This is a genomic window from Oricola sp., from assembly GCF_022763245.1.
Lineage (GTDB): Bacteria > Pseudomonadota > Alphaproteobacteria > Rhizobiales > Rhizobiaceae > Oricola.
Genome location: NZ_JALEGV010000012.1, coordinates 333,094 through 347,881, shown reverse-complemented (window position 1 = coordinate 347,881; position 14,788 = coordinate 333,094). Strand labels below are relative to the sequence as shown.

Sequence of the window (14,788 nt, the reverse complement as noted above, 5' to 3'; positions counted from 1 at the left end):
CACATGCATCCGGCATTCTCCGTCATTGTCTTCACGACGCTGTCCGGCATCGGCTTCGGGCTGATGGCGCTGCTCGGGCTCGGCTTCGGCGTACCGGGCGCGGGGTTTCAGTGGAGCGCGACGATCGTCGCCTTCGCCTTCGCGGTGATCGGCCTTTTGTCGTCCGTTCTGCATCTGCGCAGCAAGTCGCGTGCGATCCTCGCCTTTTCGCAATGGCGCTCCTCCTGGCTGTCGCGCGAAGGCGTGTGTTCCGTTGTGACGCTCGGCCTGTTCGGGATCTATTCGCTGGTGCTGCTCCTCATGGGCACACGTCTGGCCGCGCTGGGCTTCGCGGCAGCTGTCCTCGCCATGGTCACAGTGTTCACGACGTCGATGATCTATGCGCAGTTGCGCACCGTTCCGCACTGGGCGAGCTGGATCACGCCGGCCGTGTTCTTGGGCTTCTCGATCGCTGGAGGTGTGCTGGCGCTATCGGCGCTGCTGGCGATCTCGGGCGCGCCTTCAGCGCGCATGGCGGCGCAATGGGCGATGGTCGCTCTGATCGTCGCATGGGCGGCGAAGGCGGCCTGGTGGCGACGGGCGGCGGAAACGAGCCTCGAGGCCGCCGGGTCGGGCATTGGCGACGCGACGGGGCTTGGAGTGCTTGGCGCGGTGCGCCCCTTCGAGCCGCCTCATACGAGTCCGAACTACCTAATGCGCGAAATGGCCTTCGAGGTCGGCCGCAAGCGGGCGCGCGCGCTTCGCCGGATCGCGATTGCCTGCGGGGCCGTTGCGCCGTTCCTTCTGGCGGGGCTTGCCGCTTATGTCGGGGCTGCCGCGCCACTGCTGATGCTGGCGGTCATCCTGCATCTGGTCGGCATGCTGGCGGAACGCTGGCTGTTCTTTGCCGAGGCGCGCCACGCCGTCGGATCCTTCTACGGGATCGGTCAGTCCGTCGCGCGCCCGTCGTCGCAGGCGGCGTGATAGCGCACGCTCCTGGTCTCGCTCAGCGCGGTGCGCACGTCTTCGGGGATCGGCAGGGCTTTTAACGCGCCGGCCTCGTCGGCGCCCGCCCAGACGCGGGTCTGGACCGCGGAGACCAGCTTCACGTCGCCGCAGCGAAATTCATGCGTGACGTCGAAGGACGATCCGCCCCAGCGTGAGACGGTCGATGACAGGGTGATCACGTCACCGAGCCGGGCGGGTGCGACGAAGTTCGCCTCGCTGCGGACAAGCGGCGTACCGCGCAGTTCCGGCTGGCGGTCGATCAATGCCCCGAAACCGAAGCCTCCGGCCTCGAAGAGGCGGGAAAGCCCGTGCTCCATCCAGTCGAAGAAGTTCGGATTGTAGACGATCTGCGCCGGATCGCAGTGGCCCCATTCAACGCGGATTTCGACCTGGCATTCGAGCATCGTGAGGACCCTTCAGATTTCCTGACGCCGTCTTCCGACTTTTCCGGGGAGGCGGCTGGGGTCGCCATGCCGCGCGGGGGATGGCATTGCAAGCCGAAAGGCGCGCCTGCGTCTGAATGCGCGCCACCGGCGAAATTCGAAATTCCATGCGCGGCGGCGCTGGTAAGTGCCGATGCGGAGGCATAGGTCTATGCCACCGGCGGCGAGCGGCCGCCGGCCCCTGGAGGTCTACGAACCAGAATGAAGCCAGCCTTTGCCTATCTGCGCGTTGCCATCGTCTTCACGGCGTTGGGTCTAGTGCTGGCCGGATGGTTGGGATGGGCGATGACGGGCACCGTCGCCGGCCTTGCGTCCTTCCTCTTCACGGCGACCGTTCTGGCGGCGCTTGAGATCGCACTGTCCTTCGACAACGCGATCGTCAACGCCAACAAACTCAAGGAGATGAGCCCTGTCTGGCAGAAGCGGTTCCTGACATGGGGCATCCTGATCGCCGTGTTCGGGATGCGCATCCTTTTGCCGCTGCTCGTCGTCGTCTTCGCGGCGAAGATAGGGCCGGTGGCGGCCGTGATGCTGGCTGCGACCGAGCCTGAGCGCTACGGCATGATCATGGAGCGCGCGCATGTCTCCATATCGGCCTTCGGCGGCACGTTCCTGTTGATGGTGGCGCTCAGCTACTTCATCGACGATGCCAAGGAGGTGGACTGGATCCGCACCCTCGAGCGCCGGTTGCGCCAGGTCGCATCGGTGCGCGGGATCGAGATCGCCATCGTGCTGTTGATCGTCATGGCGTTCGCCATGTGGCTTCCGCCGCATGAATCGGCGATGTTCCTGTTTGCCGCGATCGCCGGGCTGCTGACCTTCCTGTTAGTCGAAATTCTCGGCCATGTGCTCGACGCTTCGCAGGACGCCGCGCGGCTGGCGCGCCAGGGCGGGCTCGGCGCCTTCCTCTATCTGGAAATCCTCGACGCCTCGTTCAGTTTCGACGGCGTGATCGGCGCCTTCGCGCTGACGCGAAACCTGTTCCTGATCGCGATCGGGCTCGGCATCGGCGCGATGTATGTGCGCTCGGTGACGATAATGCTGGTCGAGATGGGAACGCTCGCCAAGTTCCGCTATCTCGAACATGGCGCCTTCTATTCCATCCTGGTGCTCGCGCTGATCATGTATGCGCAGTCCTTCGTGCATATTCCGGAAGCAATCACGGGCCTGATCGGGGTCGTGTTGATCGTCCTCTCCGTGCATTCCTCGATCCGCCACAACAAGCGCCACGGCGGGTGCTGACCGAACTCTCTGTCCCTGGAGCATCCGCGACGTTTTTTCGCTCTCGGCCGACAGGCATGGACGGGAACGAAGGCGCGCGATAAGCCTCCAGACGACGGTGACAGCGCTCGCCGGCGGGCCGGACTTGCTATCGACCGCCGGACGGGCTTTATGTCTGCAACGAAAGTCTTAGACGCGGAGGACAATTTGAAGATCGGCACGCCGAAAGAGGTTTTTCCCGGGGAGAACCGCGTTGCGATGACGCCGGACAGCGCGTTGCAGTTGCAAAAGCTTGGCCATGACTGCGCGGTCGAGGCCGGCGCCGGTCTTGCTGCAGGCTTTTCCGACGACGCCTATGCGAAGGCCGGGGTCGAGGTGCTGGCGACGGCCGACGCGCTGTGGGAGGCAGCGGACGTCATCGCCAAGGTGCGGCCGCCGGAACCGGCGGAAGTCGATCGCCTGACCGCGGGCAAGACGCTAATCTCGTTCTTCTATCCGGCGCAGAACACCGTGCTTCTGGACGCGTGTAAGGACAAGGGCGCCAGCGTCATCGCCATGGACATGGTGCCGCGCATCAGCCGTGCCCAGAAGATGGACGCGCTGTCGTCGATGGCCAACATTGCCGGCTATCGCGCCGTGATCGAGGCGGGCAACAATTTCGGCCGTTTCTTCACCGGGCAGGTGACGGCGGCGGGCAAGGTGCCGCCGGCCAAGGTGCTGATCGTCGGCGCCGGTGTCGCGGGTCTTGCGGCCATCGGCACGGCGACCTCGCTCGGTGCCATCACCTATGCGTTCGACGTGCGGCCGGAAGTGGCCGAGCAGATCGAATCGATGGGCGCGGAATTCGTTTATCTCGACTTCGAGGAGCAGGCCCAGGACGGAGCGGCGACCGGCGGCTACGCCGCGCCGTCGAGCCCGGAATTCCGCGAGAAGCAGCTTGAGAAGTTCCGCGAACTCGCGCCCGACATGGACATCGTCATCACCACGGCGCTGATCCCGGGACGCGACGCGCCGAAGCTGTGGCTGAAGGACATGGTCGAGGCGATGAAGCCCGGCTCCGTCGTCATCGACCTTGCCGCCGAGCGCGGCGGCAATTGCGACTTGACGGTCGCCGACCAGAAGGTCGTCAGCGACAATGGCGTGACGATCGTCGGCTACACCGACTTTCCGAGCCGCATGGCGGCGCAGTCCTCGACGCTCTACTCCACAAATATCCGCCACATGCTGACGGACCTGACGCCGGCCAAGGACGGCGCGCTGGTTCACAACATGGAGGACGACGTCATCCGGGGGGCGACGGTGACGAGGGGCGGCGAGATCACCTTCCCGCCGCCGCCGCCCAAGGTGCAGGCGATCGCGGCGCAGAAGCCGAAGGAAAAGCCGAAGGAGCTGACGCCCGAGGAGAAGCGCGCCAGGGAGGTCGCCGCCTTCAAGGCGCAGACCAAGCGCCAGGTTACGCTGCTCGTCGTCGGCGCGGCATTGCTGCTCGGCGTCGGCCTAGTCGCGCCGGCCAGCTTCATGCAGCATTTCATCGTGTTCGTGCTCTCGGTGTTCATCGGCTTCCAGGTGATCTGGAATGTGGCGCATTCGCTGCACACGCCGCTGATGGCCGTGACCAATGCGATCTCCTCGATCATCATCCTGGGTGCGCTGATGCAGATCGGCTCGGGATCGTTCCTGGTCATCCTGCTCGCCGGGCTGTCGGTCTTCATGGCCGGCATCAACATCTTCGGCGGCTTCCTCGTGACACGGCGCATGCTCGCCATGTTCCAGAAATCGTAAGGGGCAGGAACGATGGAATTCGGATTCACCACGGCGGCCTATGTGGTCGCTTCTGTCCTCTTCATCCTGAGCCTGGGCGGCCTTTCCGGTCAGGAAAGCGCCAAGCGCGCCGTCTGGTACGGCATCGCTGGCATGGCGCTGGCGGTGTTCGCCACGCTGATCGGGCCGGGTGCCGGGCTGTGGGTGCTGTCGCTGATCCTGATCGCGGGCGGCGGCCTCATCGGCTGGTATGTGGCCAACCGCGTGCAGATGACAGAGATGCCGCAGCTTGTCGCCGCGATGCATTCGCTTGTCGGCCTTGCCGCCGTGTTCGTCGGCTTCAACGCGCATTTCGAGCTCGGCCGGGTTCTGGCCATGGACCATGCGGCGCGCGGCGGGCTTGAAGGCTTCGCCGCGATCCTGGCGCACAAGAGCGCGGTCGAGGTCAACATCCTGCGGGTCGAACTGTTCCTCGGCGTGTTCATCGGTGCGGTGACCTTCACCGGCTCGGTGATCGCCTTTGGCAAGCTTGCCGGCAAGGTGAGTTCGAAGGCCGAGAAGCTGCCCGGCGGCCACATGCTGAACGCTGCGGCGGCGGCGTTGTCGGTGCTGTTCGGCATCTGGTACTTCACCGGCGGCGGATTCGTGCCGCTGTTCCTGATGACGCTGTGCGCGCTCTTCATCGGCTACCACCTGATCATGGGCATCGGCGGCGCCGACATGCCGGTGGTCGTGTCGATGCTCAACTCCTATTCGGGCTGGGCGGCCGCGGCGATCGGCTTCTCGCTCGGCAATGACCTGCTGATCGTCACCGGCGCGCTGGTCGGTTCGTCGGGCGCGATCCTGTCCTACATCATGTGCGAGGCGATGAACCGGTCCTTCGTGTCGGTCATCCTCGGCGGGTTCGGCAACACGGCCGGCCCGGCGATGGAGGTCGAGGGCGAGCAGATCGCGATCGATGCGGAAGGCGTCGCTGCGGCGCTGAACGACGCCGATTCGGTGATCATCGTTCCCGGTTACGGCATGGCCGTGGCGCAGGCGCAGCAGGCGGTTTCCGAACTGACGCGCAAGCTGCGCGCCGCCGGCAAGGAGGTGCGCTTCGCAATCCACCCCGTCGCCGGTCGCCTGCCGGGCCACATGAACGTGCTGCTGGCCGAAGCGAAGGTGCCCTACGACATCGTCATGGAGATGGACGAGATCAACGACGACTTCCCGTCGACCGACGTCGTCATCGTCATCGGCTCCAACGACATCGTCAATCCCGCGGCGCAGGACGATCCGAACTCGCCGATCGCGGGCATGCCGGTTCTGGAGGTCTGGAAGGCGAAGCAGGTCTTCGTCTCCAAGCGCGGCCAGGGCACCGGCTATTCCGGCATCGAGAACCCGCTCTTCTACAAGGACAACACGCGCATGTTCTTCGGCGACGCCAAGGCCTCGGTCAGCCAGTTGCTGACGCTGGTAGACTGACGCGCGTCATCGACGAGCAGGTTGTGATCGGGGCGCCGCGGCGCCCCTTTCTTTTTGCCAGCATTACCCCCCAATCGGTGCCGGCGCTCCGGCTGCATCCTATGCGGCAGGGATCTGCCGGCGGGTGTGTCTTGCGCTTGCCTCGAATTCCCGGATCGCGGCTTCGATCCAGATCCTGAACCGGGCACAGCGCTCGTCCTTCAAGCCGGCTTCGGATGTGAGCAGGTAATAGCCGCCGACGCGAATGTCGGTTTCGAACAGTTCGACCAGCCGGCCGTCCTCGATCTCTCGGGCGACCATGAGATCGCTGGTGAGCGCAACGCCTTGGCCGGCCATGGCTGCGTCGAAGCCGAGATTGGCGTCCCAGAGGCGGGGGCCTGTCAGGGGCTGCTGCAAGCGCGTGCCGGCCCGCTCGAACCATGTCGTCCATTGGGCATGGGATTCCTCGTGGATCAAAGGAAGGCGAGGCAGATCCTCCAGGGACCCGGGTATGCCGTGGCGTTGTAGCCAGGCGGGGCTGACGACAGGAAACATGCGGGGCTGGAGCAGGGGAATGGCGCCTTCGGTCAGGGCGTCAAAATCACCGAAGCCGACCATCAGGTCGGCCTCGCCGCCCGCGAAATCCGGGATGCGATCAATGGCCCGCAACAGTACCTCGCCGGATGCGATCACGTGGCGAATGTCGTCCAGGCGGGGGGTGAGCCAGCGCGTGGCAAGGCCGGGCACGCACCAGATGTGGAACTCGTCCTGGCCGGCGCTCGTCCTCAACCGGGCTGCGGTTTCGGCGATTGAGTGGAAGGCGGCGGTGGTGATGTCGAACAACTCCTGACCCTCGGGCGTCAGCGTGGCGCCGCGGGGACCGGCGGTGAGCAGTTTCGCGCCGATCCAGGCTTCCAGGTTCTGAATGTGCCGGCTGACGACCGTGTGGCTGATGCCGATGTCGCTGGCGGCCTTGCGCATGCTGCCGGTGCGCCCGGTCGCCTCGAAGGCGCGCAGCATGATCAGCGGCGGCAACCGGCCGGCAAGCGGGCGCTCGGGGTCGAAGCGCACGGTCTGGCGGGGTCGGGACGCGCGATTGCGGGGCATCGATGAGCCGCTTCCTGTGGTGCATTCAATGCACCGCAATAGCACAATCAATCTGATACCTGAAGCGCGCGCTTCGGCCCTATCCTCTGTCCGAGATCCAACATTCCGGGGCAGACGCCATGACCAACCAATCCCTGCAGGACCGCCGCGCCGCCGCCGTCCCGCGCGGCATCGCGACCGCATATCCGAAATTCGCCGCGCGCGCGGAAAACGCCGAAATCTGGGACGTCGAAGGCAATCGCTACGTCGATTTCGCCGGCGGCATCGCCGTCCTCAACACCGGCCATCGCCATCCGAAGGTGATCGAGGCCGTCAAGCGGCAGCTCGACGCCTATACGCACACCGCGTTCCAGATCCTGCCCTACGAGCCCTATGTGGAAGTCGGCGAGCGGCTGGCGGCGATGGCACCGATCGACGATGCCAAGGCGATCCTGTTTTCCACCGGTGCTGAAGCGGTGGAGAACGCCATCAAGATCGCCCGCGCTGCGACAGGGCGACCGGGCGTGATCGCGTTTTCCGGCGGATTTCACGGCCGCACGACGCTGACCATGGCGCTGACCGGCAAGGTCGCGCCCTACAAGGTCAAGTTCGGCATCGCGCCGGCCGGCGTCTATCATGTGCCGTTCCCCGTGGAGCAATACGGCACGACGATCGAGGACTCCCTGAAGGCGCTCGACTCTCTGTTCCGCGCCGATATCGGGCCGGACAATGTGGCGGCGATCATTGTCGAACCTGTCCAGGGCGAGGGCGGCTTCCATCCGGCGCCGACGGAACTGCTCGTGGCGTTGCGGGCAATCTGCGATCGGCACGGCATCCTGTTGATCGCCGACGAGGTGCAGACCGGTTTCGCACGCACGGGCCGGATGTTCGGGATCGAGCATTCCGGTGTCCTGCCGGACCTGATGACGGTCGCGAAGTCCCTTGCGGGCGGCTTTCCGCTGTCGGGGGTCATCGGTCGCGGTGACGTCATGGACGCGGCCGAGCCGGGCGGCCTTGGCGGCACCTATGCCGGAAGTCCCGTCGCCTGCGCAGCGGCGCTCGCCGTGATGGACGTGATCGAGGAGGAGAAGCTCGTCGAGCGCGCCAATGTCATCGGCGACAAGGTCAAGGCACGATTGTCGGCGATCGCGGCGCGCAACGACGTGGTGCCGATCGCCGCGATCCGCGGCCCCGGTGCCATGGTGGCCTTCGATATCATGACCCAGCCGGGCGGCAACGAACCCGATGCGGAGGCGACCAAGCGTGTCACCGCGGCGGCGCTCGATGCCGGTCTGGTTCTCCTGTCCTGCGGCGTCTACGGCAACACGATCCGCATTCTCAATCCGCTGACCATCTCCGACGCGGTGCTGGAGGAAGGTCTCGGACTTCTGGAAGCGGCACTGAAGGCCGCGCGACCCACGACGGAGGATTAGTCTCATGCGGACCCTGAACGATCCTTCTCTGCTCAGGCAGCAGGCCTTCATCGGCGGCATGTTCACCGGCGACCCGGTGTTGCCGGTCACGAACCCGGCCAATGGCGAGCATCTGGCAGCGGTCCCCGATTTCGGAGCGGTCGAGGCCGAACGCGCTGTCGAGGCGGCGGCTGCCGCCTTCAAGCCCTGGGCGGCGCGCACCGCCAAGGAACGCAGCGCCGTGCTGCGCCGCTGGTTCGACCTCGTGATCGCCAATCGCGACGATCTGGCGACGATCCTGACCAGCGAGCAGGGCAAACCCGTCGGCGAGGCGCTGGGGGAGATCGACTACGCCGCCTCCTATATCGAGTACTATGCCGAGGAGGCGAAGCGCGTGGCGGGCGAGATCCTGCCGTCGCATCGGGCCGATGCCCGTATCACGGTGCTCCGGCAGCCGATCGGCGTCGTCGCCGCGATCACGCCGTGGAATTTCCCGGCGGCGATGATCACCCGCAAGATTGCGCCCGCTCTTGCCGTCGGCTGCACCGTCGTGGTCAAGCCCGCGCCCGAAACGCCGTTGACCGCGCTGGCGCTGGCCGAGTTGGCGCAACGCGCGGGCTTTCCCGCCGGTACGGTGAATATCGTCACGGGCGACGCGGTCGCCATCGGCAAGGTGCTCACCACGCATCCGAAGGTGCGCCTCGTCGGCTTCACCGGATCGACACCGGTCGGCAAGATCCTGATGCAGCAGGCATCGAGCACCGTGAAGAAGGTGGCGCTGGAGCTCGGCGGCAACGCGCCGTTCATCGTCTTCGACGACGCGGATATCGATGCCGCAGTCGAAGGCGCGATGGTTTCGAAATACCGGAATATGGGCCAGACCTGCGTCTGCACGAACCGCATCTATGCGCAGGCCGGCATTCACGACCGGTTCGTCGAGAAACTGGCCGAACGGGTGCGCGAGCTATCCGTCGGTGACGGGTTCGGCGATGGCGTCGTTCAGGGGCCGCTGATCACGCAGGCTGCCGTGTCGAAGGTGGAGGCGCACATCGCCGATGCGGTCGCCAAAGGCGCGTCGGTGGTGACCGGCGGCAAGAGGCACGGCCTCGGCCACACCTTCTTCGAGCCGACGCTGCTGACGGGCGCGCGGGCCGGGATGCAGCTTGCGCGCGAAGAGACGTTCGGCCCGCTCGCCGCCGTGTTCAAGTTCGACACCGAGGACGAGGTCGTAGCGGCAGCCAACGACACGGACAGCGGTCTCGCTGCCTATTTCTACACCCGCGACGTGGGCCGGATCTTCCGGGTGATGGAGGGCCTCGAATACGGCATGGTCGGCGTCAACACCGGGCTGATCTCCACCGAGCTGGCGCCGTTCGGCGGGGTCAAGGAGAGCGGCAATTCCCGCGAAGGCTCGCATCACGGCCTGCTGGAATTCACCGAACTGAAATATGGCTGCATCGCCGGGCTGTAATTCCTGAGCATGCCGCATTCCCGGGCTGGACGCCGCTTGCCGCGTTCAGCCCGAATGCGTTTCGTCTCCGACATGCATGAATTCCCGGAACGCCGAGACGGCCGTATTCTGCTCGACATTGGCGGCCCAGGCGAGGCCGACATCCATGGTCGGGATCGGATCGTCGAGCGAGATCACCTCCACGCGCCGGCCGTCCAGCGACCAGGGGCGATAGACCATGTCCGACAGGATCGTGACCCCCATGCCGGCGGCGACCATGGAGCGCACTGCCTCCACCGAGGACGTGCGGAAGATGGTCTTGGGACGGTAGCTGGTGCGGTTCCAGTAGCGCTGGGTCGTGTTGGACGCCTCATCGACCGTGAGCATGATGTAGGGCTCCTGGGCGACGTCGGAGAGGCCGACTGAGGGCTGGTCGAGCAAATGGTGCTGCGACGACAGCCACAGTCTCCGGCGCGATTGCAGCAGCGTCTCGTAGGCGAGGCCTTCCTGATCCATGATGTTGGATGTCAGCATGACCGCGAGATCGAAGGTGCCCGACACGAGGCCGTCCTCGATCGCGTTTCTCGGGGCTTCCGTGAGCTGCAGCGTGACGCTTGGAAAGGCGCGGGCGAAGCGTTCGATATAGGGCGTGATGAAGTAACCGGCGACCGTGTAGGTCATCGCCAGACGCAGCGTTCCCTTGACGTCGTCGCGCAACCGGCGGGGCGAGCGCACCGCCTCGTCGACGGCCGCCATGATGCGGCGGGCATGGTCGAGAAAGATGTTGCCCTCATAGGTCAGGGCCACCCCGGCCGCATGACGGGTGAACAACGGCGCGCCGACGATGTCCTCCAGCTGCTTGACGGCGGTCGTCACAGCTGATTGGGAGACGTTGAGTTCCATCGCCGCGCGGGAAACCTGGCCCATATTGGCGACCGCGATGAAGTAGCGGATCTGGCGGATTGAGGGCTCATTCATTTTTCAGATACGCCTTATCTCTTTTTCGCAACCTGGTCTGCAAATTCTCGCGGCAGTTGTGCGCTGCGGCATCTCATTTGGCCGTTCATTGGCCTCGGCTAACCCATGAAAACGATGGATTTCTGGCGTTTTTGATGTCGCTGTCGCCGCAGCTTGCTCAAAATTTCAACATGCCTTCATTTTGCGCGCGCGAAATCAAAAAAACAGAATAACTATGCCTAATAATCGTATTTTACAATTCCCCTGTCTCGTTCTTTCATTTCTCCACCGTCCCTCCGGCGGCGGTCGGCGAAGCGGACCACGAGGGTTCGCAGACACTTGGAGGCACACACATGAAACATCTGCTCACTGCATTGACCGCATCGGCGGCAGTGGCGCTCGTCATGTCCGGCGGCGCAACGGCCGAGGAGTGGTACCCCTATTCGGTCGAAGTGTGGGACCCGCCCTTCGACATGGCCAGCCCGCGCACATCGGTGGATTACGAGCCGCTCGAGAAGGCGTCCCAGAAATGGGACATCTGCGTATCCTTCCCGCACATGAAGGACGCCTACTGGCTGGGCGTCGATTACGGCATCACCGAAGAGGCCAAGCGGCAGGGCGTGAAGGCCAACGTCGTCGAAGCCGGTGGCTATACGGAACTCAACACCCAGATCTCGCAGATCGAGGATTGCGTGTCGGCCGGCGCCGACGCGGTGATCATCGGCGCGATCTCCTATGACGGGCTGAACAATGTCGTCGCCGAACTGGCCGAGAAGAACATCCCGGTCATCGACGTGATCAACGGCATGTCCTCCGACAAATTGGCGGCCAAGTCGCTCGTGTCGTTCGGCGAGATGGGCGCGAAGGCGGGCGAATTCCTCGCCGCGTCGCATCCGGCCGGCGGTGATGCGGCCAAGGTGGCCTGGTTCCCCGGACCGGCAGGTGCAGGCTGGGTCGAGGCCGGCAACACCGGCTTCCAGGGCGCGATCGAAGGATCGGCCGTCGAACTGGTCGACACCAAATATGGCGACACCGGCAAGGAAGCCCAGGCCAAGCTCGTGGAAGATACGCTCGAAGCCTATCCGGATCTCGACTACATCGTCGGCACCGCGGTGACCGCCGAGGCGGCCGTGCCGATCCTGCGCGCCCGCGGCCTGACGGACCAGGTCAAGATCGTGTCCTACTACTACACGCCTGGCGTGGACCAGGGCATCGCGCGCGGCCAGATCCTCGCCGCACCGACGGATTCCACCGTCATCCAGGGCCGCATCGCGATCGACCAGGCCGTGCGCATCCTGGAAGGCAAGGACTACATGAAGCATGTGGGTCCGGCGCTCTACGTCGTCACGCAGGAAAACCACGGCGATTTCGATCCGTCCTCGACGCTGGCTCCGAACGGCTTCCGTCCGGTGTTCTCGGTCGAGTAATCGAAGGCGACGGTCGGGCCATGTCAGATCCGCTCCTCCATGCCCGGGAAGGGACGCAGCCGCCGGCTGCGTTCCCCCTGCTGCAGACGAAGGCCGTGACCAAGGAATATCCCGGGGTCAAGGCGCTCGACGGAGTGGATTTCGACCTGCGGCCCGGCGAGGTGCATGTCCTGTTCGGCGAGAACGGGGCAGGCAAATCGACACTGATATCCATTCTGGCCGGCGCCAATCAGCCGAGCGGCGGCCAGATCCTGTTTCGCGGCGAGCCGGTCACGCTGCATTCGGTGCATGACGCCCGGGCCTACGGCATCTCCGCGGTGTTCCAGGAATTTTCCCTCATTCCGCAAATGACGGTGGAGGAGAACCTCTTCCTCGGCGCCGAACATACGCGCGGCGGCTTCATCGACCGCGCTCGCATCCGGCGCGAGGCGCTGGAGATCCTCGACGAACTCGGCTTCGACCTGCGGCCCGAGCAGCGTGTCGATCACCTGACGCGCGCCGAACAGCAGATGGTCGAGATCGCCAAGGCGTTCCGCTCCGACCTGTCGGTCCTGATCCTGGACGAGCCAACCGCTTCGCTCACCAATCACGAGACCGATCATCTCTTCGACCTGATCGGCCAGCTGACGCAACGCGGTGTCGGCATTGTCTACATCACCCACCGCATGGCCGAGATCCGGCGCATCGGTGACCGCATCACCGTGCTGCGCGATGGCCGCTACATCGACACGGTCGATGCCAAGGCCAGTTCGGAAGACGATCTGGTGCGCCTGATGACTGGCAGGGTGGTCGGCAGCATCTTTCCCGCGCTCGACCTCGGCGAAGCCGGCGACCCGGTTATCGAGGTGCGCAGCCTGACGACGCCGGACGAGACGGTCATCGATGCGTCGATGCAGGTGCGGGCCGGCGAGATCGTCGGCATGGCCGGGCTCGTCGGGTCCGGCAAGTCGGAACTGATGCAGGCCTGTTTCGGGGCCGGGCCGATCGCCAGCGGCAGCGTCGCGCTCAAGGGCCGCGACATCACCGGCAACAGCCCGCGGCGCAACATCCGGGCCGGTTTTCTCTACCTGCCGGCGGACCGGCGCAACGAGGGGCTGATGATGATGCGGCCGGTGCGCGAGAACGTCGCGCTCGCCTCGCTCGACATCAAGCCCTTCTCCAACGGGTTCCTTCTGGATCGCGGCGGCGAGGTGCGTGCGGTGACGGGGCTGGCGGAACGCCTGAACCTGGCGCCGCCGCGCATCGAGCGCGCCGTCGATCATTTCTCCGGCGGCAACCAGCAAAAGGCGATGCTGGCGCGCAGCCTGACGCGCTCCTACGATCTGATCGTCTTCGACGAGCCGACCGTCGGTGTCGATGTCGGCACCCGCGCCTCGATCTACGAATTCATCGTCGAACTGGCGAAGAGCGGCACGGCGATCGTGCTGATCTCGTCCGACCTTCCCGAAATCCTTCACCTGACCACGCGCGCCTACGTCTTCTATCGCGGCCGCGTGCAAGCCGAATTGCAGGCCGACCAACTGACGGAGGAAAACGTGCTTGCCCATTTCTTCGAAAGGGAGGCTGCGTGATGGCCGCCAACACCGCGACCGCGCAACCGGCGGGTGGCCTCGGCACCGCCGTCAAGCGGCTCTTCGTCAAGCTCGGCATCCTGCCGTTCCTGCTGGTGATCGCCCTCATCGTCTTCACGCTGATGTCCGACAACTTCCTGACGCCGCGCAACCTGATGAACGTGCTGCGCCAGTCGGTCTATCTGATGATCGTCTCGATGGGGCAGATGATGGCGCTCCTGACCGGCGGCTTCGACCTCTCGGTCGGCACGATCCTGGCGCTGTCATCCGTCGCCGGCGCCATGGCGATGGCGGCCTTCTATGCCGCTTTCCCCGACATGGCCGGCCTGGCGATCGCGCTCGGCTGTCTTGCGGGCGTCGCGGCGGGTGTCTCGATCGGCGTCGTGAACGGCGTCGGTGTCGCCTTCTTCAACGTCTCGCCCTTCATGATGTCGCTCGGCATGGCATCCGTCGGCTTCGGCATCGCGCTTTACCTGACGGGCGGCGTTCCGGTCTACGGCATGCCGGTGGCGTTCGGGGACCTGTTCGGCTTCGGCATGCTGTTCGGCATTCCCGTGCCGGTCTATGTCGCGGCGCTGCTCGTCCTGGCGCTCTACGCGTTTCTCTACTGGACGCCGCAGGGACGCTATTTCTACGCGGTCGGCGGCAATCTGAAGGCGGCGTCGCTGTCGGGCATCAACACCACCGGAACGCTGTTGTTCACCTATGTGCTGTGCGCGTTCTTCGCGGCCGTGGCGGGCATGCTTCTGACCGCGCGTCTCGATACGGGCGAGGCCAATATCGGCGCCTCGATGCCGCTTGAATCGATTGCCGCCTGCGTGATTGCCGGCGTCAGCCTGCGCGGCGGCGTCGGGCGATTGGAGAACGTCGTGCTCGGCGCGCTGTTCATCGGCCTCGTGCAGAACGGCATGAACCTGGCGCGCATCGAATCCTACCTGCAAACCGTCGTGCTCGGCGCGCTTCTGATCCTCGCGGTGATCGCGGACCAGATCCGGCTTCGCTACGTCGCTTCGCTGAAAGACTGAGG

Annotated in this window: 12 protein-coding genes; 9 read left to right on the top strand and 3 right to left on the bottom strand. The window is 65.2% G+C overall.

The annotated features are described in order from the left end of the window. Nucleotides 1-3 precede the first annotated feature (3 nt). Nucleotides 4-963: a DmsC/YnfH family molybdoenzyme membrane anchor subunit gene (locus MRY80_RS05920; RefSeq protein ID WP_293288988.1), complete on the top strand. Its 960-nt coding sequence runs from the start codon at nt 4-6 to the stop codon at nt 961-963. On the opposite strand, the gene MRY80_RS05915 is transcribed toward MRY80_RS05920, so the two are convergent. Further along, nucleotides 927-1,391 carry a thioesterase family protein gene (locus MRY80_RS05915; protein WP_293288987.1) on the bottom strand — a complete coding sequence of 155 codons (465 nt, stop codon included), beginning with the start codon at nt 1,389-1,391 and terminating at the stop codon, nt 927-929. The genes MRY80_RS05920 and MRY80_RS05915 overlap by 37 nt on opposite strands. A 240-nt stretch (nt 1,392-1,631) precedes the next feature. Here MRY80_RS05915 and MRY80_RS05910 point away from each other — a divergent pair, with 240 nt between their 5' ends. The 3 genes from MRY80_RS05910 to MRY80_RS05900 all read left to right on the top strand — a co-directional run bounded on the left by MRY80_RS05910 (nt 1,632) and on the right by MRY80_RS05900 (nt 5,879). Continuing rightward, complete coding sequence (locus MRY80_RS05910; RefSeq protein WP_293288985.1) at nt 1,632-2,672, top strand: DUF475 domain-containing protein; 1,041 nt, start codon at nt 1,632-1,634, stop codon at nt 2,670-2,672. A gap of 186 nt (nt 2,673-2,858) precedes the next feature. Continuing rightward, entirely contained in the window at nt 2,859-4,433 is a 1,575-nt protein-coding gene (locus tag MRY80_RS05905) for a Re/Si-specific NAD(P)(+) transhydrogenase subunit alpha (protein ID WP_293289627.1), read from the top strand. 12 nt (nt 4,434-4,445) lie between these two features. Then, nucleotides 4,446-5,879: an NAD(P)(+) transhydrogenase (Re/Si-specific) subunit beta gene (locus MRY80_RS05900; protein ID WP_293288983.1), complete on the top strand. Its 1,434-nt coding sequence runs from the start codon at nt 4,446-4,448 to the stop codon at nt 5,877-5,879. A gap of 99 nt (nt 5,880-5,978) precedes the next feature. Here MRY80_RS05900 and MRY80_RS05895 read toward each other — a convergent pair whose 3' ends face one another. Beyond that, on the bottom strand, nt 5,979-6,965 hold the full coding sequence (locus MRY80_RS05895; protein ID WP_293288981.1) for a LysR substrate-binding domain-containing protein: 987 nt from the start codon (nt 6,963-6,965) through the stop codon (nt 5,979-5,981). Nucleotides 6,966-7,084: 119 nt separating this feature from the next. Between MRY80_RS05895 and gabT the strand changes: the two genes are divergently transcribed. Together gabT and MRY80_RS05885 are read left to right on the top strand one after the other, a co-directional pair. Beyond that, nucleotides 7,085-8,377, top strand: coding sequence for a 4-aminobutyrate--2-oxoglutarate transaminase (gene gabT / locus MRY80_RS05890; protein ID WP_293288979.1), 1,293 nt, complete (start codon nt 7,085-7,087; stop codon nt 8,375-8,377). A gap of 4 nt (nt 8,378-8,381) precedes the next feature. Continuing rightward, the gene (locus MRY80_RS05885; RefSeq protein WP_293288977.1) at nt 8,382-9,827 is read left to right on the top strand and encodes an NAD-dependent succinate-semialdehyde dehydrogenase; all 1,446 of its coding nucleotides are present in this window, start codon (nt 8,382-8,384) and stop codon (nt 9,825-9,827) included. Between the two features lie 45 nt (nt 9,828-9,872). Here the strand turns inward: MRY80_RS05885 and MRY80_RS05880 are convergent, their stop codons facing one another. Continuing rightward, complete coding sequence (locus MRY80_RS05880; RefSeq protein WP_293288975.1) at nt 9,873-10,784, bottom strand: LysR family transcriptional regulator; 912 nt, start codon at nt 10,782-10,784, stop codon at nt 9,873-9,875. 332 nt (nt 10,785-11,116) lie between these two features. On the opposite strand from MRY80_RS05880, the gene torT reads away from it, so the two are divergent. Genes torT through MRY80_RS05865 form a run of 3 tightly spaced genes read left to right on the top strand, consistent with a single transcriptional unit; the run spans nt 11,117 to nt 14,786 of the window. Then, nucleotides 11,117-12,190: a TMAO reductase system periplasmic protein TorT gene (gene torT, locus MRY80_RS05875; RefSeq protein WP_293288973.1), complete on the top strand. Its 1,074-nt coding sequence runs from the start codon at nt 11,117-11,119 to the stop codon at nt 12,188-12,190. Nucleotides 12,191-12,210: 20 nt separating this feature from the next. Then, nucleotides 12,211-13,761 carry a sugar ABC transporter ATP-binding protein gene (locus MRY80_RS05870; protein WP_293288971.1) on the top strand — a complete coding sequence of 517 codons (1,551 nt, stop codon included), beginning with the start codon at nt 12,211-12,213 and terminating at the stop codon, nt 13,759-13,761. Next, complete coding sequence (locus MRY80_RS05865; RefSeq protein WP_293288969.1) at nt 13,761-14,786, top strand: ABC transporter permease; 1,026 nt, start codon at nt 13,761-13,763, stop codon at nt 14,784-14,786. Before MRY80_RS05870 ends, MRY80_RS05865 begins: the two co-directional genes overlap by 1 nt. Nucleotides 14,787-14,788 lie beyond the last annotated feature (2 nt).